The sequence below is a fragment of the Candidatus Methylomirabilota bacterium genome (assembly GCA_035764725.1).
Lineage (GTDB): Bacteria > Methylomirabilota > Methylomirabilia > Rokubacteriales > CSP1-6 > DASRWT01.
On sequence record DASTYT010000047.1, the window covers coordinates 144,279 to 164,026 of the forward strand.

The 19,748-nt window shown below is 70.8% G+C and carries 21 protein-coding genes; 1 reads left to right on the top strand and 20 read right to left on the bottom strand.

The window, feature by feature from the left end; genetic code table 11:
• Positions 1-3: 3 nt before the first annotated feature.
• The 7 genes from VFX14_07650 to VFX14_07680 all read right to left on the bottom strand — a co-directional run bounded on the left by VFX14_07650 (position 4) and on the right by VFX14_07680 (position 3,199).
• On the bottom strand, positions 4-279 hold the full coding sequence (locus VFX14_07650) for a carboxymuconolactone decarboxylase family protein (protein HEU5189546.1): 276 nt from the start codon (positions 277-279) through the stop codon (positions 4-6).
• 24 nt (positions 280-303) lie between these two features.
• Positions 304-546 carry a hypothetical protein gene (locus tag VFX14_07655; protein HEU5189547.1) on the bottom strand — a complete coding sequence of 81 codons (243 nt, stop codon included), beginning with the start codon at positions 544-546 and terminating at the stop codon, positions 304-306.
• 20 nt (positions 547-566) lie between these two features.
• Positions 567-959 carry a response regulator transcription factor gene (locus tag VFX14_07660; GenBank protein ID HEU5189548.1) on the bottom strand — a complete coding sequence of 131 codons (393 nt, stop codon included), beginning with the start codon at positions 957-959 and terminating at the stop codon, positions 567-569.
• Positions 960-1,055: 96 nt separating this feature from the next.
• Entirely contained in the window at positions 1,056-1,865 is an 810-nt protein-coding gene (locus tag VFX14_07665) for an HAD family hydrolase (GenBank protein ID HEU5189549.1), read from the bottom strand.
• 2 nt (positions 1,866-1,867) lie between these two features.
• On the bottom strand, positions 1,868-2,704 hold the full coding sequence (locus tag VFX14_07670; protein ID HEU5189550.1) for a TIM barrel protein: 837 nt from the start codon (positions 2,702-2,704) through the stop codon (positions 1,868-1,870).
• Positions 2,701-2,958: a hypothetical protein gene (locus tag VFX14_07675; protein ID HEU5189551.1), complete on the bottom strand. Its 258-nt coding sequence runs from the start codon at positions 2,956-2,958 to the stop codon at positions 2,701-2,703. The genes VFX14_07670 and VFX14_07675 overlap by 4 nt, the downstream gene beginning before the upstream one ends.
• Before the next feature lie 4 nt (positions 2,959-2,962).
• Positions 2,963-3,199, bottom strand: a complete 237-nt coding sequence (locus tag VFX14_07680; protein HEU5189552.1) for a hypothetical protein — start codon at positions 3,197-3,199, stop codon at positions 2,963-2,965.
• 45 nt (positions 3,200-3,244) lie between these two features.
• On the opposite strand from VFX14_07680, the gene VFX14_07685 reads away from it, so the two are divergent.
• Positions 3,245-3,787 carry an NUDIX hydrolase gene (locus VFX14_07685; protein ID HEU5189553.1) on the top strand — a complete coding sequence of 181 codons (543 nt, stop codon included), beginning with the start codon at positions 3,245-3,247 and terminating at the stop codon, positions 3,785-3,787.
• 226 nt (positions 3,788-4,013) lie between these two features.
• Here the strand turns inward: VFX14_07685 and VFX14_07690 are convergent, their stop codons facing one another.
• The 13 genes from VFX14_07690 to VFX14_07750 form a co-directional block, all read right to left on the bottom strand.
• Positions 4,014-5,003, bottom strand: coding sequence for a tripartite tricarboxylate transporter substrate binding protein (locus tag VFX14_07690; GenBank protein ID HEU5189554.1), 990 nt, complete (start codon positions 5,001-5,003; stop codon positions 4,014-4,016).
• Positions 5,000-6,529 carry a tripartite tricarboxylate transporter permease gene (locus tag VFX14_07695; GenBank protein ID HEU5189555.1) on the bottom strand — a complete coding sequence of 510 codons (1,530 nt, stop codon included), beginning with the start codon at positions 6,527-6,529 and terminating at the stop codon, positions 5,000-5,002. The genes VFX14_07690 and VFX14_07695 overlap by 4 nt, the downstream gene beginning before the upstream one ends.
• A 4-nt stretch (positions 6,530-6,533) precedes the next feature.
• Positions 6,534-6,977, bottom strand: coding sequence for a tripartite tricarboxylate transporter TctB family protein (locus VFX14_07700; protein ID HEU5189556.1), 444 nt, complete (start codon positions 6,975-6,977; stop codon positions 6,534-6,536).
• Positions 6,978-6,981: 4 nt separating this feature from the next.
• Complete coding sequence (locus tag VFX14_07705) at positions 6,982-7,719, bottom strand: SDR family NAD(P)-dependent oxidoreductase (protein HEU5189557.1); 738 nt, start codon at positions 7,717-7,719, stop codon at positions 6,982-6,984.
• A gap of 9 nt (positions 7,720-7,728) precedes the next feature.
• Positions 7,729-8,058 (bottom strand): cupin domain-containing protein, encoded by a 330-nt coding sequence (locus VFX14_07710; protein ID HEU5189558.1) that lies wholly within the window; start codon positions 8,056-8,058, stop codon positions 7,729-7,731.
• A complete protein-coding gene (locus VFX14_07715; protein ID HEU5189559.1) occupies positions 8,055-9,791 on the bottom strand; it encodes a putative 2-aminoethylphosphonate ABC transporter permease subunit in 1,737 nt (578 codons plus the stop codon). The genes VFX14_07710 and VFX14_07715 overlap by 4 nt, the downstream gene beginning before the upstream one ends.
• Before the next feature lie 3 nt (positions 9,792-9,794).
• Positions 9,795-10,901, bottom strand: a complete 1,107-nt coding sequence (locus tag VFX14_07720) for a putative 2-aminoethylphosphonate ABC transporter ATP-binding protein (protein ID HEU5189560.1) — start codon at positions 10,899-10,901, stop codon at positions 9,795-9,797.
• Positions 10,894-12,852, bottom strand: a complete 1,959-nt coding sequence (locus VFX14_07725; GenBank protein HEU5189561.1) for a RecQ family ATP-dependent DNA helicase — start codon at positions 12,850-12,852, stop codon at positions 10,894-10,896. The genes VFX14_07720 and VFX14_07725 overlap by 8 nt, the downstream gene beginning before the upstream one ends.
• 4 nt (positions 12,853-12,856) lie before the next feature.
• The gene (locus VFX14_07730) at positions 12,857-13,867 is read right to left on the bottom strand and encodes a putative 2-aminoethylphosphonate ABC transporter substrate-binding protein (GenBank protein HEU5189562.1); all 1,011 of its coding nucleotides are present in this window, start codon (positions 13,865-13,867) and stop codon (positions 12,857-12,859) included.
• Positions 13,868-13,932: 65 nt separating this feature from the next.
• Positions 13,933-14,697, bottom strand: a complete 765-nt coding sequence (locus VFX14_07735; GenBank protein ID HEU5189563.1) for an SDR family oxidoreductase — start codon at positions 14,695-14,697, stop codon at positions 13,933-13,935.
• A gap of 34 nt (positions 14,698-14,731) precedes the next feature.
• Positions 14,732-16,108: a glutamine synthetase family protein gene (locus VFX14_07740; GenBank protein HEU5189564.1), complete on the bottom strand. Its 1,377-nt coding sequence runs from the start codon at positions 16,106-16,108 to the stop codon at positions 14,732-14,734.
• Between the two features lie 43 nt (positions 16,109-16,151).
• Complete coding sequence (locus tag VFX14_07745; protein ID HEU5189565.1) at positions 16,152-17,276, bottom strand: 2-aminoethylphosphonate--pyruvate transaminase; 1,125 nt, start codon at positions 17,274-17,276, stop codon at positions 16,152-16,154.
• Positions 17,277-17,304: 28 nt separating this feature from the next.
• Positions 17,305-19,746, bottom strand: coding sequence for an FAD-dependent oxidoreductase (locus VFX14_07750; GenBank protein HEU5189566.1), 2,442 nt, complete (start codon positions 19,744-19,746; stop codon positions 17,305-17,307).
• Positions 19,747-19,748 lie beyond the last annotated feature (2 nt).

The window sequence follows — 19,748 nt, forward strand, 5'->3', positions numbered from 1 at the left end:
CCCTCACCGCAGCATGCAGAAGCCCTGCGCCTCGATGCCGAGCGCCGGATTGAACTTCGAGCGGAAGTTCTCCAGCGCCACCGCTGCCGCCAGCTCCACGATCTGCGCCTCGCTAAAGTGTCCCCGCAGCCGCGCGTGGAGGGCGTCGGTCACGCGCTCGCCGGTGATCGTCATCGCCTCCGCGTATTCCAGCGCGTCCCGCTCCATCGGCGAGAACAGCGCGCTGTCCCGCCAGCGCGGCACCTCCTGCACCTTCTCCTCGCTCGCCCCCGCCTGCATCCCCCTGGATGCGTTGATGTCGATTCAGAAGGGACAGCCGTTGATCAGGGCGACGCGGAGATAGACGAGCGGCAGCAGTCCCTTCGGCAGGAGCCCCGATCGGTCCACCGCCGCGGCCAGCCGCTTGGCCGCCTGCAGGATGCCCGGCGTGTGGCCGAGGACCTTGCTGGTGTTGAGCACATAGCCGAAGGTCTCGCGCTCCTTGCCGAAGATCTCCTGGAGGATCGGGTCGCCTCCGTCGTCCTCGATCTCGCGCACGCGCGGCATGCCGCTCCTCCTCTCGCTTCTCAGGCCACACGCGCGAGCAGCGCGCGGACGCGCGCCACCGTGTCGGCGGGCTCGAAGGGCTTGGCGATGAAATCGTCGGCGCCGAGCTCGGCGGCGCGGGCGCGACCCGCGTCGTCGGCGTTCGCGGTGAGCATGATCACGGGCAGCCGCGCCGTCGCCGGCGCCTCGCGGAGGCGGCGGAGGGTCTCGAAGCCGTCGGGGGCAGGCATGACCACGTCCAGGATGATCAGGTCGGCGGGCGCCTCTGCCAGCCGCGCCAGCGCTGCCCGTCCGCCATTGACCGCGGCCGCGTCGAAGCCGGCGGCGTGAAGAATCATGGCGAGGATTCGGCCGATCTCCGGCTCGTCGTCGACGATCAACACTCGTTTGCGGTTCTGGATCCCGTCATCCATTTATCCGCTCGCCTCGCCTTCGGCTCGCCAAGCAACTGCCCCCGGACCGCCGTCTCAAGCGTGCGGCTCGCCAACCAACTGCCCCGGACATTACGTTCAGGCAAAATAGCTCGGCATGATCTCGCGGAAGAGGGCGAGGAGGCCGCCCTCGCGCGCGGCGGGGGCGACGCGGTCGGCGCGCGCGCGCACCCCGTCGGGCGCGCTCGGCATGGCCACGCCGAGGCCCGCGGCGTCGATCATCTCGAGGTCGTTCTCCTGGTCGCCCACCGCGATGGTCCGCTCCAGCGACACGCCGAGATGCTCGCAGAGATGCCGCAGCGCCACGCCCTTGGACGCCGCGGCCGGGATCATCTCGAGATAGTCGGTGCGGGTCATGACCAGGCGGGCGTCGGGCTGCGCCACCGGCTCGAGCTCGCCGCGCACCACCGGCAGCGTCGCGGGGTGGCCGATGAAGAGGCTCTTCACGAAGCCGCCCAGCCGGAGGAAATCCAGCGGGTCCGGCATCGTCTCGAGGCGGATCTGCTGCTCTCCCGCGTACTCGAGCACGGGAAAGGTCTCCTCGAGGCAGTAGAGCCGGTCGTCCCTGTAGAACAGAGGATGCACCGGCGCATTCGCGAAGATCTCGTAGGCGCGCGCGAGAATGCCGCGCGGCAGCGTGAGCGAGAAGAGGTCGCGCCCCTCCTCGTGATCCCGCACGAGCGCGCCGTTGTAGAAGATGCACGGCGCGGTGATGCCGAGCTCGTCGCGGAAGCGCTCGGCGCCCGGCGGCATGCGACCGGTGGCGAGCGAGATCAACAGGCCGCGCTCACGCGCGAGGTGGAAGGCCTTGACGAGGGCGGGATCGAGCGGCTCGGACTTGCCGACGAGAGTGCCGTCGAGATCGCAGACCAGGAGGTCCCAGGTCATGCCTAGCGGCGGCCCGCCGGCGCGGGCGCCCCGAGCACGGCCGCCGTCTGATCGCGCAGCCGCTTCGCCCAGCCCGCCGCCTCGCCGGTGGCGCCGGGCAAGGGACAGGCCGCCACCGCGGTGGCCTCGACGCCCAGCGCGCGCACCCGGCTCACGATGTCGGCAAGCGGGATCACGCCGTCGCCGGGGGGCAGCCGATGCGCATCGCGGAGCGTCTCCGGATCGCCCGCGGGGGCGTCCGCGATCCGCACGAGCCCGATCCAGCGTGGTCGCAGATGCCCGACGTCCTCGGGCCGCGATCCCGCCAGGTGCATGTGGAACGTATCGAGCGCAATCCCGAGCGACTTCCGACCCACCGCCTCGATCACGTCCCCCGCCTCGCGGATGGTGCGGATCGACGACCACGCGTGCCCGAGGGGCAGAATGGCCAGACCCACGTCGTAGCGCTCGACCGCCAGCGCGAGCCGGCCCAGCGTGTGGCGGGCCTCGCGGAGGGCGTCCCGCTCGTCGGCGCCGTCGGGCCGCTCGCCCGGCTGTATCACCACCCACGGCGCGCCGAACGCGCGGGCGAGCGCGGCGGCTCCGTGGACCTGCGCGGTCACCGCCTCCAGCCCCACGCGCTCGCGGAAGGTGGCGTCGGGGATGGGGGCGAGCGCGGCGGCGGCGAGGTTGCGGCGCTTGAGCGCGGCCGCCACCGCCTCTGGCCCCCTCCGCTCCAGCTCGCGCCACAGCTTGGGGAGCCAGAGCTCCACCGCCTCGTACCCGGCGGCCGCTGCGCCCGCGAGCTCCTCGTCGAGCGGCCAGTCCGGCACGCAGGCGCCGGAGAGGGCCAGCCTCACGCCTTGCGCTCCCGCTCACTGAACTCCGCGGCGCAGCGCGGCCCGCAGAAGTAGACGCTGCGCCCGCCCGATTCGTCGCGAATCGCGCGCGAGCGGACCACGTAGGTCCCGCACACGGGATCCTTCACGAGCTCGTCGCGGCCGCGGGACTCCTCGAGCCGCGTGCGCCCGAGACGCTCGAGGGCGCCCTTGACGACAGGCCAGAGCACGACGATCAGCACCATGATCAGGCCGAGGAGGAAGAGCCCGCGCATCCGCTTAGCCGCGCGGCTCGGGGCGGATCGACAGCGAGCGGAGGAAGTCGCGATCCTGCTCGGTGACGTCGAACGCGTCGCCGCCGTCCGGCTTGCGCGCGCCCGCGAAGAAGATGCCGGTCTCCGCCCCCCGCCGCAGGATCTCCTGCACGGCCTCGCGCGAGGCCTGGGTGGCCCTCAGCGACACTTCGATGGCCTGCAGCAGCTTGGCCATGAGCGCGTCGTGGGGCTCGGAAGGCATGGTCAGATGCTATCACGTAAGATCGGGCGCGAGGAGGGCCGCTCAATGGCCGGTGACTGGCAGTTCGTGCGCTCCACCCCGCTCCGCTCGATGGGCAAGCTGACGCTGCGCGAGGATACGTGGCGGCTGCCCACCGGTACCGAGCGTGCCTATCCCGTGCTGTACGTCGGAACCACCGTCGGCGTGGTGCCGCTCGTCGAGAGGGACCGGGTCGTGCTGATCCGCCAGTTCCGGCACCTCGTGAGAGACGATTCCTGGGAGCTACCGGGCGGCGGCGCGCTCCCGGGCGAGCGGCCGGAGGAGGCGGCGCAGCGGGAGCTGCGCGAGGAGGGCGGCTATCGCGCGGGGCGGCTCACGTTCCTGACCCGCTTCTTCCCCTCCAGCGCCTATCTCGACGAGGAGGCCCACTGCTATCTGGGAGAGGAGCTGGTCGCGGATCCCCTGCCGTCGGACGACGACGAGTTCTTCGAGCGGCGCATTGTCCCGCTCCGGGATGCGGTCGCGATGGCGCTGGACGACCGAATCACGGAGTCCGTGTCCAAGGTCGCGCTCCTCGCCGCGGCGCTCCGGCTCGGAGTCCGGGTCTAGACGTCACGCAGCGTAGCGGTGTCGGCGCGATTTACGATCTTGCGATCCGGCGATTCTGGCCACCGGCAAGTGGCCGTTCCAGCGCGGATCTCATTCCGGCACGGCTCTTGCCACAGCAGGTGTATTAGCAGCAACGGCAGTACAGGCGGGGCTGGTCACGTCCGCGGCCTGACCAGCCCGCCGCCACGGGCGCCGGTCCTCCCCGGCGCCCGTGGTTCTCTTCTTCCTATGGCTTCCTCTCCTCCACCCTCCCGACCTTCCGCACTCCTTCGGCGAGCCTTTTCGCGTCCGCGGCGAAGAAGCGGGCGAAGTCGTCCCCCTGCTTGAACGCGATGGGAGTCTCGATCTTGTCCATCGCCCCCTTGAACTCGGGGTCGGCCACCGCCGCGCGCAGCGCATCCCGCAGCCGGGCCAGCACGGGCTCGGGTGTCCCGCGTGGAGCGAACACGCCCGCCCAGATGTAGAACTCGGCGTCGGGGTAGCCGAGCTCCTTGAACGTCGGCACGTCGGGCAAGGCGGCCACGCGCGACTCCCCCCAGCCCGCGAGGGCGCGGAGCTTGCCCGCCTTGATGTGCGGGAGGACCACCGCGGGACCGGACGCGAGCGCGTCGACGTGGCCGCCGAGGAGCGCTGTCAGCGCGGGCCCCGCACCCGCGTGGGGCACGTGCCGGAGCTTGATGCCCGCCGCATGGGACAGGAGCTCCATCGCCATGTGGAGCGTGCCGTAGATGCCCGAGGACGAGTACGAGATCTGCCCCGGCCGCTGCCGCGCGTCCTCGATGAAATGCTTCGCGGTCTTCCACGGGCTCTCCGTGCGGACGACGAGCACGGTGGGATCGGCGGAGATCAGCGCGATCGGCGTGAGCTGATCCACCGTGTAGGCGGGTGGGCGCCCGAAGAGCTTGTCCGCCTCGGGGATGATCGAGATGCTCGACAGCGCCAGCAGCAGCGTGTACCCGTCGGGCTTGCTCGTGGCCGCGAACTGCATGCCGACGGCGCCCGCCGCGCCCGTCTTGTTGACCACGCCCACCGGCTGCTTGAGCGTGCGCTCCATCGCGGCGGCCACCGGCCGCGCGGTGAGATCGGCCACGCCGCCCGGCGGGAAGGGCACCACCATGGTGATGGGGCGCGAGGGATATACGTCCTGGGCGAAGACAGGGCCCGCCATGCCCAGGAGGCCGGCAGCCAGCGCGAGCGCGATCCGGTATCGACTCACGGGGCGTCTCCTTTCTCCGCGAGCGCGAGGCGCCCGCGCCAGTCGAGGCCGCGCACGATCCACGCGCGCAGGCCGAGGAGCAGCAGGGCTGCCCCCACCGCCAGCAGCACGGCGGCGATGGGGCGGCTAACGAAGATGGCGTAGTGGCCGTCGGACATCGCCAGCGACTGGCGCAGGCTCATCTCGAGCAGCGGTGCGAGAATGGCGCCCAGCACGATGGGCGCGGTCTCGAAGTCGAGCTTGCGCAGGAGCCAGCCCAGCACGCCCATGGTGACGGCGATCCACACGTCCACGACGCTGCCGTTCACCGCGTAGACACCCACCACGCAGAACACGATGATGGCGGGGTAGAGCAGCGCGTAGGGGATGCGCAGCACGTTCACGAAGAGACCCACCATGGGCAGGTTCAGCATGAGCAGCATCACGTTTCCCACGTACATCGACGCGATGAAGCCCCAGAAGAGCGCCGGCTGCTGCTGGATGAGCAGCGGCCCCGGCGACACGCCGTGCACCATGAGGGCGGCCAGCATGACCGCCGGGATCGGGCCGGAGGGCACGCCGAGGGCGAGCATGGGCACGAAGGCGCCGGAGGTGGCCGAGTTGTTGGCGGACTCGGGGCCGGCCACGCCCGCCACCGCGCCCTGCCCGAACTCCTCCGGGTGCCGCGAGAGACGGCGCTCCACCGCGTAGGAGACGAAGCTCGAGATGATGTGCGCCGAGCCGGGCACGATGCCGATGAGGAAGCCCAGCACGGTGCCGCGGCCGATCGGCCCCATGGAGTCGCGCCACTCCTGGCGCGAGGGCAGGAGCTCGCGCAGCTTCGGCTTCTGCACCTTGGGCGGCGTCGGCTGCCCGGCGCTTGCCAAGACCTCGGCGAGGCCGAAGAGGCCCACCGCGAGCGGCACCACGCCGATGCCGTCCCCCAGCTCCACCACGCCGTAGGCGAAGCGGAAGTAGCCCGACATGGGATCGATGCCCACCATGCCCAGCAGCAAGCCCAGCGCGGCCATCGCGAGGGACTTCAGCATCGAGCCGCCGGTCATGTAGGCGAGCACGAGGAGCCCCAGCAGGAGCAGGGCGAAGTTCTCCGGCGGACCCAGGCGCAGCGCGAAGCTCGCCAGCGGCGGGGCAAGGAGCATCAGCCCCACCACCGACACCGTGCCCGCGACGAAGGAGCCCACCGCGGCGATGGCCAGAGCGGCGCCCGCCCGCCCCTTGCGCGCCATCGCATAGCCGTCGATGCAGGTCATTACCGAAGCGGCCTCGCCGGGGATGCGCATGAGGATCGACGTCGTGGAACCGCCGTACATGGCGCCGTAGTAGATGCCGGCGAGCAGCACGATGGCCCGCGTCGCGTCGAGGCCGAACGTCGCGGGAAGCAACAGGCTGATCCCAGCCAGTGGTCCCACGCCCGGCAGCACGCCCACGAGCGTGCCGATCACGCAGCCCGCGAACGCGTAGAAGAGAATCGGCGGCTGCAGTGCCACGCTGAAGCCCAGCGCCAGGTTCTGCAGCGTCTCGAGCACGCGGTCAGAACCCCAGCGGTCCCACCGGCAGCGGGACCTTGAGCAGGGTGTTGAAGAGGTAGAACGAGCCCCACGCCATTCCCGCCGCGAAGGCGGCGGTGGTGACGAGGCCGCGGCGCTCGACGGCACCCACGAGGAAGAGCAGCATCACGAGCACGCTCAGCCGGTAGCCGACACGCTCGAGACCGAGCGTGAGGAACGCGCCGGCCGCCACGATCACCAGGGCGCGTCGCGTCTCGCGCCAATCCACGTCGCCGAGGCGGGTGGCGCGGCCGCCGAACGCCACGATGGCGATGCCGAGCCCCAGGGCGACGAGGGCCAGCGCGGCGGGAAACGCCCCGGGCCCCGGCTCGCGCCAGCTGCCGAGGGGCAGGCGGCGGCACTCCCACAGCACCCAGAGCGCGAGGAGCACGAGCGCTCCGCCCCCGGCGCGATCGATGGTCAGCACGTATTTAATACGTGGCCCGGCCGCCGGAGAGGTCGTACACCGCGCCGGTGCTGAAGGAGCACTCGTCGGAGGCCAGCCAGGCCACCAGCGCCGCCACCTCCTCCGGACGCCCCACGCGGCCCATGGGGATCTTGGAGACGAGGAAATCGACGGTGCTCCGCTCCATCTGCTGGAGCAATTCGGTGCCGATCACCGCCGGCGCCACCGCATTGACGAGGATCCCACGCGTGGCGACCTCCTTCGCGACCGCCTTGGTGAGACCGATGACGCCGGCCTTCGCGGTGGAGTACGGGACCAGGGTGGGATTGCCTTCCTTGCCGGCGATCGAGGCAATGTTGATGATGCGCCCGCCCCCCTGGGGGAGCATCACCTTCACCGCGGCGCGGCAGCCGTAGAACACGCTGGCGAGGTCGACGTCGATCACGCGTGCCCAGTCCTCGTCGCTCAGCTCCCAGATGGGAAACGAGCGCCCGGTGATGCCGGCATTGTTCACGAGGACGTCGAGCCGCCCCCAGCGGCGCACGACCGCCGCCACCGCCGCGTCGACCTCGGCCGAGCGCGTGACGTCGGCCGTGAGCGCGAGGACTTCAGGTCCGAGGGTCTTGGCCGCCGCCTCCGCGCCCGCGCGGTCGAGGTCGAGCACGGCCACGCGTGCCCCGTCGGCGGCCAGCCGGCGGGCGATGGCGAGACCGATGCCGCGGGCGGCGCCGGTGACGAGCGCGGCGCGACCGGTCAGGGACACGGTGTCCTCCTAGTACACGGGCGGCGCGTAAATGGTCAGACAGAAGAGCGGCGCCGTGCCAGGATTGTCGACGTGGTGCCGGGTGCCCGCGGGAATCATGACGCAGGCGCCGGGGCCCGCCTCGCTCTCCACCTCGCCCATACGCACCCGGGCGAGGCCCTCGATCACGTAGATGATCTGGTCGCCGGTGTGGGTCTCCGCCGGCCCCGCGTCCTCGCCGGGCCCGATCGTCATGACCGCGGTCTGGCTCCGCCCCGTGTCCTGCATGATCTCGAAGTACTGGCCGTGGAAGCGGCGCGTGTCGATGACGCCGCCGCCGGCTCGGTCCGATTCACTCATGGCTGTCCTCCCGGGGCGGGCCCGGCGGCGGCCTGTGTCCAGGCCTGGGTGCGCCGGGTGACGCCCTTCATGGCGATCCAGTAGAGCAACCGCACGCCCAGTCCCATGGCGATGATGAGGACGGACATCGCGGCGGCCTGGGCGGTGTCGCCCGCGTCGTCCATCAGCAGCACCGCGACCGCGGCCAGCTCCGTCCCGGGCGCGACGAGGAACACCACCGCGGACAGCGTGACCATCGCGTTCAGGAAGAAGTACATGCTGATGGCCACGATCGAGGGCAGCGCCATCGGCACCGTGACGCGCCAGAACGTGCGGTAGAACGGCACTCCCAGCGAGGCAGACACGTTCTCGAACTCGGCGTCCATCTGCTTGAGCGAGGCGGTGGCGGTGAGGAAGCCGACCGTGAAGTAGTGGATCACGTTCGAGACGACGAGGATGGCGAGCGTGCCGTAGAGCCGGTTGAGCGGACTGTCCGGGGCGTTGAACGTGAAGATGTAGGCGAGACCCAGGACCATGCCCGGGATGGACACGGGCAGGATCGACAGGAGATAGAGCGGCCCGCTCGCCACCGTACGGCACTTCTCCACCACGTAGGCGCCTCCGAAGGTCAGCACGGTCCCCACCAGGGCCGTCCACAGCGCCACGTGGAGGCTGTTCCAGAGCGGCGTGTAGCCGCCCACCGTGTCGAACGCGTAGTGCTTGAGAGTGAGCCCCATGTTGTAGGGCCAGCGGTGCACCAGCGAGGCGATCAGGATCACCACGTAGATCCCCCCGATCACGAGGGCGATGAGCCCGCAATAGATGGTGGCGAGCCCGTCGGTGAGCGGCGCGGGCGCCGGGATCAACGGCTTGGACGACGCGGTCACCAGCGCGTACTGCCGGCGCTGGACCACGCGATCGACCACGAAGGCCAGCAGCGCGGGGATCAGGAGGACCACCGACACCGTGGCGCCCATGGTGAAGTTCTGCTGGCCCGACACCTGATTGTAGATCTCGGTGGCCATCACGGAGAACTTGCCACCGATCACCTTGGGCGCGCCGAAGTCGGTGATGACGGTGGTGAAGACCACGAAGCAGGCGCTCACCAGCCCGAACTTCACGCCGGGGAGCGTCACGGTGAGGAAGGTCTTCGCGCCCGAGGCCCCCAGCGTCCGCGCCGCGTCGTAGAGCCGGGCGTCGGTGGCGGACAAGGCCGCGATCAGGATGAGGAGCGCGTGGGGGAAGCAGTAGAACACCTCCGCGAACACGATCCCCTTGGCCCCGTAGATCCCCACGTTCCAGCCGGTGGCGCGGGTGAAAATCCCGTTGTTCCCGAAGACGTAGACGAACGCGAAGGCCTGCACCAGCGACGGCGCGAAGATCGGCAGCATGGCGACCACCCGGAAGAGGCCCTTGGCCGGCACCTGCGTGCGCGTGAGCGCATAGGCGTAGGCGAACGCCAGGGCCACCGTGAGCGCCATGGACAGCAGCGCGACGGAGAGGCTGTTGGTGATGGACGCCGAGATCGCCGGCGTCCCGAAGTAGCGGACGTAGTTGGCGAGGCCGATCCAGCGCCCGTCGTTGTCGAGCAGGCTCCGCCAGACGATCTTCGCCATCGGCAGCAGGATGAAGAGATAGAGGACGGCGCCGAAGCCTGCGACCAGCGCCCAGCGGACGGCGTCTTCCTTGCCGAACCGGTGGCGGACGGTCCGGTCGGGGATAGCGGCGCCGGCTTCCGCGGAGACGACGGCCACGCGCTAGCCCTCGGCGGGGAACACGCGCAGGGCCTCCGGCCGCAGCGCGAGGTCGAGCTCGCCGCCCTCCTTCACGCCCAGCTCGGCGAAGGCGTTCGCCGCCACGTCGCACTCGAGCACCGCCCCCGCCTCGCCGGGCAGCGCCAGGGCCAGACGCGTGAAGGAGCCCAGGAACTGGGCGGCGCGGATGCGCATGGTGAGGCTGTTGGCGGCGCCGCGCGCGGCCGGGCCCACCACGATCTCCTCGGGCCGGATGGCGAGGGTCAGCGGCATGCCTGGCGTTACCGGACCGTCCGCGCCGATGCCCGGCACGTACCTCAGCTCGACCGGACCGAGGCAGGCCGAGCCCGGCGTTGGGCCGGCCACCGCAGCGAGGAAGTTCATCTGGCCCACGAAGCGCGCCACGAAGGGGGACCGCGGCCGCGTGTACACCTCGTGCGGCGGCCCCACCTGCTCGACCACGCCGTGATTCATCACCACGATGCGGTCGGCCATAGCGAGCGCTTCTTCCTGATCGTGGGTGACCATGATCGTGGTGATGCCGAGCCGGCGCTGGAGCGCCCGGATCTCGTGGCGGAGCGCCTGCCGCACGCGCGCGTCGAGGGCGGAGAGAGGCTCGTCGAGCAGGAGCAGCGCCGGCGAGGGCGCCAGGGCGCGGCAGAGCGCGATGCGCTGCTGCTCGCCGCCGGAGAGCTGGGCGGGATACTTGTCGCGGTGGTGGCGCAGGCCGACCAGGCCGAGCAGCTCGTCGACTCGCCGCGCGATCTCGGCGCGCGACACCTTGCGCGTCTCGAGCCCGTAGCCGATGTTGCGCGCGACGGTGAGATTCGGGAACAGCGCGTAGGACTGGAAGACGATGCCGTAGTTGCGCTCGGCCGGCGGCAGCGTGGAGACGTCGCGGCCCGCCATCATCACCGCGCCGGCGTTCTGCCGCTCGAGCCCCGCGATGATGCGGAGCAGCGTCGTCTTCCCGCAGCCCGAGGGGCCCAGGAAGCACACGAACTCGCCGGCGTCCACCGACAGGCTCACCCCGCGCAGGGCGATGAACACACCGAACTTCTTGGCGATGCCCTCCAGCGCGACGGCAGCGGGGCGCGGGACGTCAGCCATGCTGCGCCACCACCTCGAGGAAGCCCGCGCCATAGCGCTCGGCCTTGTGGCGGCCGATCCCGTGGGCCAGCAGCAGGTCGTGGAGCGTGCGCGGCTTGAGGAGCGCAATGTCGCGCAGCGTCCGGTCGCTCGCCACCATGAATGGCGCGATCCCCTCCGCCCGGGCCAGGCCGAGCCGGTGCCGGCGCAGCGCCTCGAACAGCGCCTCGGCGGCCGCCGCCGCGATCGGATCGTCGGACGCGGGCGCACGCTTCGGCAAGCCCGCGCGCCGCCGTGCGCCGTCGTCCGGCCGTGGCGCTCCCGCGCTCGCCGGCGGGAGCAGGAGCCGCGCCGGGCGCTCGCCCTTCATCACCGCGCGGCCCTCGTCTGTGAGGACCACCACCGGCCGGTCACCCCCCGTGAAGCTCACCCACCCCGCGGCCACGCAGCGCCGCAGCACCGCGACCAGCCAGGTCTCTCCGTGCTCGCGCAGGTTGCCGAAGGTCGGCACGCGGGTGAGGCCGGCCCGCTCGAGGCGCGGCTCCGCCTCGCCACGGATCAGCTTCACCGCAGTGCCGAGGCCGAAGCGGCCATGGACGCGGGCCACGCCCGACAGGGCCTTCCTCACGATCAACGACACCGCCTCCGCGTCATGCTCACCGACACCGTCGCCGCCGCCCGCGGCCAGGGCCACGCACACGTCGCAGCGCCCGCAGCCGTGCAGGGTCTCCGCCTCGTCACCGAAGTAGCGCAGGATGGCGTCGTGGCGGCAGGAGCCGCCCTCGGCCCAGCGCACGAGCTCGAGAAAGAGGCCCCACTTGTGCTCGACCACGTCCGGCTCGGGCGGCGGCGCGCCCTCGCTGCCGCGCTCGAGCAGCGCGCGCCGCAGCGGGAGATCGCGCGCGGAGGTGAGAAGCAGCCCCACCGCGGGAGCGCCGTCCCGTCCCGCGCGACCGACCTCCTGGTAGTAGGCCTCGATCGAACCCGGCGGCGCGAGATGGATCACCGCGCGCACGTCGGGACGATCGATGCCCATGCCGAAGGCATTGGTGGCGACCACCAGCTCCGCCCGGCCCTCCGCGAAGGCCCGCTGCGCCCGCTCGCGCGCGGCGCCGGCAAGCCCGGCGTGGTACACCTCGGTCCGCCACCCCAGCGCGGCGAGACGCGCCGCCTCCTCCTCGGCGCTCTTGCGCGTCGGCGCGTAGACGATTCCCGTGCCCCGGCCCCCGCGTGGGCGGCCCAGCATCTCGGCGAGGACGCCGTCGACCTGCGCGCCGCGCTCGCGGGGTCCGCCAATCGTGACGGCGCGCAGGCCCAGGTTCGGCCGCGCGAAGCCGCGCACCATCTGGCGCGTGTCGGCGGGCAGACCGAGCCGCGCGAGGATCTCGTCCCGCACGACCGGCGTCGCGGTGGCGGTGCACGCAAGCACGGCAGCGCGCGGCAGCTCCGCGAGCAGGCCGCCGATCTCGAGGTACTCCGGGCGGAAGTCGTGGCCCCACTCGCTGATGCAGTGGGCCTCGTCCACCGCCACGAGCGGGCAGTCGAGATCGCGCAGCAAACCGCGGAAGCCGGGAAAGGCCAGGCGCTCGGGTGCCACGTAGGCGAGGCGGAACGCCCCCGAGGCCAGACTCCGCATGCGCGCGCGCAGCTCTTCGGCGGAGAGCGTGGCGGCGAGGTAGGTCGCGGGCACGCCGCGCGCGACGAGCGCCGCCATCTGATCATGCATGAGGGACACCAGGGGCGAGATCACCAGACTCGTGCCGGGCAGGAGCGCGGCGGGTAGCTGATAGGTCAGGCTCTTGCCGCCGCCGGTGGGCGCGACGAGGAGCAGCCGCCCCTCGGCCAGCAGCGTCTCGACGGCCTCGCGCTGCCCGGGGCGGAACGCGGTGTAGCCGAGGCGCGCGAGCCCGGCCGAGAGATCGAGCGAGGCGGCCGGCCCGCGAAGGGACGAAGCGGCCGCCGCGCCCCGCATCAGGCTATTTCGCGTACCGCTTGCTCCACTCGGCGAGGATGCGATCGCGGTTCTTCGCGGACCACTCGAAGTCGTTGGGGTATACCACCTTGCTGATGTCCTTGGGCAGACCCTCGGGAACGGGGAAGCCGGCCACGCCCACCGCGGCGAAGAATTTGGCGTAGAGCGCCATCGCTTCATCGCTCGCCGCCCAGTCGAGGAACTCCTTGGCGGCCGGATTCTTCGCCCCCTTCTTGGTGAGACCGTTGGCCTCCATCTCGTAGCCCGAGCCCTCCTTGGGCAGCACCATCTCGACCGGGCTCCCCTTCTTCTTCATCTCGAGGGCAACGTACTCGAACGAGACGCCGACGGCGCGCTCGCCGGCCGCCGCGTCCTTGCAGGGCTTGGAGCCGGACTTGGTGTACTCGGCGATGTTGGTATTCAGGGCGTCCAGGTACTTCCACCCCTCCGCCTCACCCAGCCGCTGCAGGATGGATGCGACCGAGAGATAGCCGGTGCCGGAGCTCGCCGGGTTCGGCATCACCACGTGACCCTTGTAGACGGGCTTGGTGAGATCGGCCCAGGACTCGGGCTTGGGGAGATTGTTCTTCTTGCCGACCTCGGTGTTGTAGCAGAAGGCCGACATGTAGATGTCGATGCCGACCCAGGACGGCGGGTTCGCCTTGTCGCGGAACAGCGGCTGGATGCGGTCGAGTCCCTTGGGCGCGTACGGCTCGAGAAGCCCGGCGTTCTTGAACACGAGCATGTTCGTGGCGGCCACGCCCCAGATGAGATCGGCCTGCATGTTGTCCTTCTCGGCCATGAACCGAGCCGCGATGTCGCCGGTGGACAGCCGCAGCATCTTGACGTCCAGGTTCGGGTGGGACTTGTTCAACGCCTTCATGTACTCCGTGACCTGCTCGTTCTCGATCGCGGTGTACACCACCACCGTCTGCTTCTGGGCGAACGCGGGGACGGTGAGGAGCGCCGTGACGCCGACCGCGAGCACGGCGACCATCCAGCTGCGCTTCAGCATGCGAGCCTCCTTGGGCTGGTCCGGGTGGTGATTGGGCTGCCAGAGACTACCATACCCATCGCGTGTTACTGGGCCATGAAGCCGCCGTCCACGATCATCTCGGCGCCCGTCATGAACGCCGACTCGTCGGAGGCGAGGAAGAGCGCGGCGTAGGCGATGTCTCGCGGCTGGCCGATGCGGCCCAGGGGGATGCCGGTCTTGAACTCCGCCCGCAGCTCGTCCGTGAGGTACGGCGCCTGGAGCGGGGTCTCGACGATCCCCGGATGGATCACGTTGGAGCGGATCCCGTCCTTGGCGAACTGGATGGCCAGGGACTTGTTCAGCGAGATGAGCGCCCCCTTGGCGGCGGTATAGGCGTCCTGGGCGCGGGTGAAGCCGGCCAGCGCGGAGACCGAGCCCACCAGGATGATGGAGCCCCCGCCCGCCGCCCGCAGATGCGGGATCCCGTACTTGGTGACCCAGAACACGGACTTGAGGTTGATCCCCATGACGCGGTCCCACTGCGCGCCGTCCGTCTCCAGCACCGAGCGGTCCTTGTCCTTCCACAGCACGCCGGCATTGTTGTAGAGCACGTGGAGGGCGCCGAAGGCGCGGATTCCGGTCTCCACCATGCGCTTCACGTCGGCCTCGACGGCGACGTCCCCCACCGCGGCGACGGCCTGGCCCCCGGCCTTCTCCACGAGGGACACCGTCTCCTTCGCGGCCTGCTCATTGATGTCGCAGACGACGATGCGCGCGCCCTCGCCGGCGAACAGGGTGGAAGCCTCGCGGCCCATGCCCATGCCGGCCCCGGTGATCAGCGTTACCTTCCCGTTCAATCTGCCTGGCATTGCGTTGAATTCTCCTGGAGCGCCTGGCTAGATGCTAGATGCGCTCGAAATATCGAATCAGCTCCCAGTCGGTGACGACCTGGTCGAAGGCTTGCTGCTCGAGCCGGCCGAGGCGCAGGTAGTGCTCGACGACCTTGGCGCCAAAGGCCTCGCGCGCCACGCGCGAGCCCTCCAGGGTGTCGAGCGCTTCGCGAAAGGTCTTCGGCACCTGGGGCAGCTTGGGATCCTCGTAGGCGTTGCCGGCATAGGGCCGGGGCGCCTTGAGACGCTTCTCGATGCCGTGGAGCCCGGCCGCGATGGTGGCGGCGAAGGCCAGGTAGGGGTTCGCATCGGCGCCCGGGATGCGGTTCTCCACCCGGAAGCCCGCTCCCTCGCCACAGATGCGGAAGCCGCAGGTGCGGTTGTCCCAGCCCGCGGCGATGCGGGTGGGGGCGAAGGTCCCCGCCTGATAGCGCTTGTACGAGTTGAGCGTCGGCGCATAGAACAGGGCGAAATCCCGCGCCATCGCCATCTGCCCGGCAAGCCACTGCTGGAAAAGGAGGCTCCCCTGGCGGTCGCGGCCAGGGAACAGCGCCTTGCCGCTGCGGTGATCCCATAGCGACGAGTGGACGTGGCAGGAGGAGCCCGCCGCCGCCATGTCGTACTTGGCCATGAAGGTGACGGACACGCCCTGCTGCCAGGCGATCTCCTTCACCCCGTGCTTGTAGAGGACATGGCGATCCGCCATCTCGAGGGCGGGAGCATAGCGGAGGTTGATCTCCTCCTGCCCCTTCCCCCACTCGCCCTTGGAGAACTCCACCGGCACGCCCGCCCCTTCCATGCCGTTGCGGATGGTCTGGACCAGCCCTTCCTCCTTGGTGGTCTGGAGGATGTGGTAGTCCTCGAAGTAGCCGGACACCGGCGTGAGCCCGTGGAAGCGCTTGGGCCGCGCCTCGTCGAAGGACTCGCGGAAGAGATAGAGCTCGAGCTCGGACGCGGTGTTCACGACATAGCCCGCCTTGGCGGCGCGCTCCACCTGGCGCCGCAGCACCCAGCGCGGCGCCTCCTCGATGGGCTCGCCCTCCTCGGTGTAGACGTCGCAGAAGACCAGCGCGGTCGCCTTGAGCCAGGGGATACGGCGCCACGTGCCGAGATCCGGCACCAGCTTCATGTCACCGTAGCCGCGCTCCCACGAGGTGAGAGTGAAGCCGGGCAAGGGCTCCATCTCCATGTCCACGGTGAAGAGGTAGATGCAGGCGTGGACGCCGTCGCCGAGCACGTGATCCAGGAAGTAGCGGCCGACCACTCTCTTGCCCATCAGGCGCCCCAGATGGTCGGGGAAAACGGTGAGGACGGTGTCGATCTCCCCCTTGCGGATCAGCGACTCGAGCTCGGCCGTCTCCGAGGTCTTCGCGGGCGTGGGTTTTTTCAAGGCGGGGGGATTCTAGCGGGCTTCCCCGAGGGCGGCAAGCCGCTCAGGCGGGTCGACAGCTGGAGACACCCATCTCCTGCACGATGTCCGCGACGGCCGCGAGCACCCCGCGCATCTCCTCCTCGCCGAGGCGCCCGATGCAGCCGATGCGAAAGCTGTCGGCCACGGTGAGCTTGCCTGGGTAGATCACGTAACCCCGCTCGGCGAGCCGGTCGTAGAGCGTCTGGAAGTGGAACCTCGCGTCGACGGGCATCCGGACCGTCACGATGATGGGGGCCTGGATGGCGTCGGGCAGCAGGGTCTCGAAGCCCATGGCCCGGAGACCGCCCACCAGGATGCCGCAGTTACGAGCATACCGGGCCCCGCGGCCCTCCACGCCGCCTTCGGCCGCATGCTCGGCGAGGGCCTGGTCGAGCGCAGCGATCACGTGGGTGGGCGGGGTGAAGCGCCATTGCCCCGTCTTCTCCATCGCGACCCACTGATCGTGGAGGTCGAGCGAGAGCGAGCCGCACTGCCCCTTGGCCCCTTCCAGCGCGGTCTGCCTCACGATGGCGAACCCCATGCCGGGCACGCCCTCCAGGCACTTGTTCGCGGAGGCGACCATGGCGTCGAAGGGGCCGCGGTGCGCGTCGAGCGGCAGGGCGCCGAAGGCGCTCATTGAATCCAACAGGAAGCGGCGGCCCCGGCGGGCGACCACCGCGGCCACCTCGGCCACGGGATTGAGCACGCCGGAGGTGGTCTCGCAGTGGACCAGCGCAACGTGCGTGATGCCGGGATCGCCGGCCAGCGCGGCGTCGACCGCGGCTGGATTCACCGCACGATCCTCCGGGACCTCCAGCTCCACGTAGGCGCGGCGGTGATACTGGCACATGCGGAGCATGCGTTTGCCGTAGGCGCCGTTGACGAGGATGAGGAGCTTGCCGTCCGGCGGTACCATGGTCGCGAGCATCGCCTCCACGATGAAGGTTCCGCTCCCCTGTAGCGGCACGCACACGTGCGTCCCCTGCCCGCCCGCGAGGGCGACCAGCCGCTCGCGCACCCGCGCGTTCAGCGCCATGAAGGCGGGATCGCGCGAGCCCCAGTCCCGCAGCATCGCCTGCTTGGTCGTCGTCGAGGTCGTGAGCGGACCCGGGGTGAGGAGGAACGGCTCAGCGCGGCGGTCGATCATGGGACGGCGTCTCCTCTGAGTGTCGGGGCTAGCTCTTCACCCGCAGCGCGGCGGGATCGTACGGCGCGCGCAGGCCACCGCGAGCGGCGACGCACCGGTCCGCGATCTCCAGCTCGAACTTGGCGTCCGTGATGGCGCGGGGATCGGCGGCGCCCGGCATGTCGACATAGCCCATGGCCACCGCGCGGCCCAGCGTGTGGCCGTAGGCCGCGGAGGTCACGGACCCGACGATGTGCCCGTCGTGATGGATGGGCTCGTCGCCCCACGGCAGCGCGCCCGGGTCGTCCAGTACGAAGGTGATGAGCCGCTTGGTGAGGGGCTGCTCCCGCTGCCGCAGGAGCGCGTCGCGTCCGATGAAGCCTCCGGGCTTGTCCCAGGCCACCGTGAAGGCGAGGCCGGCCTCGAGCGGCGTGTCGTCGCTGGTCAGCTCGTGCCCCCACGCCCGATAGGCCTTCTCCATCCGGAGCGAGTCCATCGCGTAGTATCCGGCGTCTCGGAGTCCGAGCGTCGCGCCGGCGCCCACCAGCGCCTCGTATACCACGGCGGCGAACTCCACCGGCACGTAGAGCTCCCAGCCGAGCTCGCCGACATAGGTGATGCGGGCGGCGCGCACCGGCGCGGCCCCGATCGCGAGGCTCGTCAGCGTGCCGAACGGGCACGCGGCTCCATCCAGCGCGGCCCCGGTGACGGCTTCCAGCAGCGCCCGCGAGCGCGGACCCATCAGCCCGAGCACCGCCCACGCGCCGCTCACGTCGGTGAGGGTGGCGCGCTCGCCGTCACCGATGTGACGCCGGATCCAGTGCGCGTCCCGCGTGATCTGGGCCGCGCCGGTGACGATCTGGTAGCAATCGTCAGAAAGCCGCGCCACCGTGAGGTCGCTCTCGTACCCGCCGCGCTCGTTGAGCATGCCGGTGTACACGATGCGCCCGGGTGGCACTGCCACGTCGTTGGTGCAGAGGCGCTGGAGCACCGCCTCGGCGTCGCGCCCCTGCAGGGAAAGCTTGCCGAATGAGGTCTGGTCGAACACCGCCACCGCCTCGCGCGTCGCGCGGTGCTCGGCCGCGGCGTACGGAAACCAGTTCTGGCGCCCGAACGAATAGACGGGCTCCGGCGCGACACCCACCGGCGCGAACCAGTTCGCCCGCTCCCAGCCCATCTTGGAGCCGAAGCAGGCGCCCCGGGCGGCGAGGCGATCGTAGAGGGGTGAGCGGCGCAAGCCGCGGCCGCTGACCCATTCGCGATTGGGGAAGGCGATGGAGTAGTGCACGCCCACGCCCTCGCTCGCCCGCGTGCGCAGGAAGCCAGGGTCGGCGTGGAACGGGGCGAAGCGGCGGATGTCGGCGCGCGAGAGGTCCATCGGCGCCGCGTCGTCGGCAATCCACTGGGCGAGGGCCCGGCCGGCGCCCCCCGCCGCGGCGATCCCACCCGAGCAGAAGCCCGCGCCCACGTAGTAGCGCCGCACCTCCGGCGCCTCGCCGAGGATGAAGTAGTTGTCGGGCGTGAAGCTCTCCGGCCCGTTCATCAGCAGGCGCACCGGCGCCGTCTCCAGCGCGGGCACACGCTGGATGGCGTTCTTCATGAGGACCTCGAACTTGTCCCAGTCCTCGGGGAGCGTGCCGAACGAGAAGTCGGCGGGGATGCCCTGCATGCCCCAGGGCTTGGCCCAGGGATCGAAGCCGCCCATGAGGATGCCGCCCACCTCTTCCTTGAAGTAGATGTGGCCGTCGGGATCGCGCATGACGGGCAGGTCCGGGGCCACCCCGGCGATGGGCTCGGTCACCATGTACATGTGCTCGCACGCGTGTAGCGGCACGGTGACACCGCTCAGGCGGGCCAGCTCCCGCGCCCAGATGCCCGCGCAGTTCACCACGACGTCGGTGGCGATAGCGCCCTCGGATGTCTCGACCCCCGACACCGCGCCGGCACGGAGCGTGACGCCGGTGACGCGGATCTTCTCCAGCACCCGGGCGCCGCCGGCGCGCGCGCCGGTGGCGAGCGCCTGGGTGATGTCGGCGGGGTTGCCCTTGCCGTCGCTGGGAATCCACACCGCGCCTACCAGGTCGTCGGTGCGCAGCAGCGGATAGCGGCGCTTCGCCTCGTCGAGGCCGATCTCGTGCGCCTCGATGCCGAAGCCGCGCGCCATCGCGGCGTTGCGGCGGAGCTGGACCATCCGCTCCTCCGTGCGTGCGACGGAGAGGCTGCCGCAGCGGCGGAAGCCGGTGGCCTTGCCCGTCTCCGCCTCCAGGCGCTCGTAGAGCTCGGCGCTGTAGCGGATGAGGCGGGTGAAGTTGGCGGTGGAGCGGAGCTGCCCCACGAGCCCGGCGGCGTGCCAGGTCGTCCCGCCGGACAGGCTCCCCTGCTCCAGGAGCACGATCTCACGCCAACCCAGCCGCGTGAGGTGGTAGGCGACGGAGGTGCCGATGATCCCGCCGCCGATGATGACGACGCGCGCGTGGCTGGGGACGGTCACGG

Excerpts from the sequence above, each read along its gene's own strand:
- VFX14_07680 (HEU5189552.1), bottom strand. The coding sequence starts at position 3,199 with ATGCCTTCCGAGCCCCACGACGCGCTCATGGCCAAGCTGCTGCAGGCC.
- VFX14_07735 (HEU5189563.1), bottom strand. The coding sequence starts at position 14,697 with ATGCCAGGCAGATTGAACGGGAAGGTAACGCTGATCACCGGGGCCGGC.
- VFX14_07650 (HEU5189546.1), bottom strand. The coding sequence starts at position 279 with ATGCAGGCGGGGGCGAGCGAGGAGAAGGTGCAGGAGGTGCCGCGCTGG.
- VFX14_07685 (HEU5189553.1), top strand. The coding sequence starts at position 3,245 with ATGGCCGGTGACTGGCAGTTCGTGCGCTCCACCCCGCTCCGCTCGATG.
- VFX14_07725 (HEU5189561.1), bottom strand. The coding sequence starts at position 12,852 with ATGCGGGGCGCGGCGGCCGCTTCGTCCCTTCGCGGGCCGGCCGCCTCG.
- VFX14_07720 (HEU5189560.1), bottom strand. The coding sequence starts at position 10,901 with ATGGCTGACGTCCCGCGCCCCGCTGCCGTCGCGCTGGAGGGCATCGCC.
- VFX14_07675 (HEU5189551.1), bottom strand. The coding sequence starts at position 2,958 with ATGCGCGGGCTCTTCCTCCTCGGCCTGATCATGGTGCTGATCGTCGTG.
- VFX14_07655 (HEU5189547.1), bottom strand. The coding sequence starts at position 546 with ATGCCGCGCGTGCGCGAGATCGAGGACGACGGAGGCGACCCGATCCTC.
- VFX14_07730 (HEU5189562.1), bottom strand. The coding sequence starts at position 13,867 with ATGCTGAAGCGCAGCTGGATGGTCGCCGTGCTCGCGGTCGGCGTCACG.
- VFX14_07745 (HEU5189565.1), bottom strand. The coding sequence starts at position 17,276 with ATGATCGACCGCCGCGCTGAGCCGTTCCTCCTCACCCCGGGTCCGCTC.
- VFX14_07665 (HEU5189549.1), bottom strand. The coding sequence starts at position 1,865 with ATGACCTGGGACCTCCTGGTCTGCGATCTCGACGGCACTCTCGTCGGC.
- VFX14_07660 (HEU5189548.1), bottom strand. The coding sequence starts at position 959 with ATGGATGACGGGATCCAGAACCGCAAACGAGTGTTGATCGTCGACGAC.
- VFX14_07710 (HEU5189558.1), bottom strand. The coding sequence starts at position 8,058 with ATGAGTGAATCGGACCGAGCCGGCGGCGGCGTCATCGACACGCGCCGC.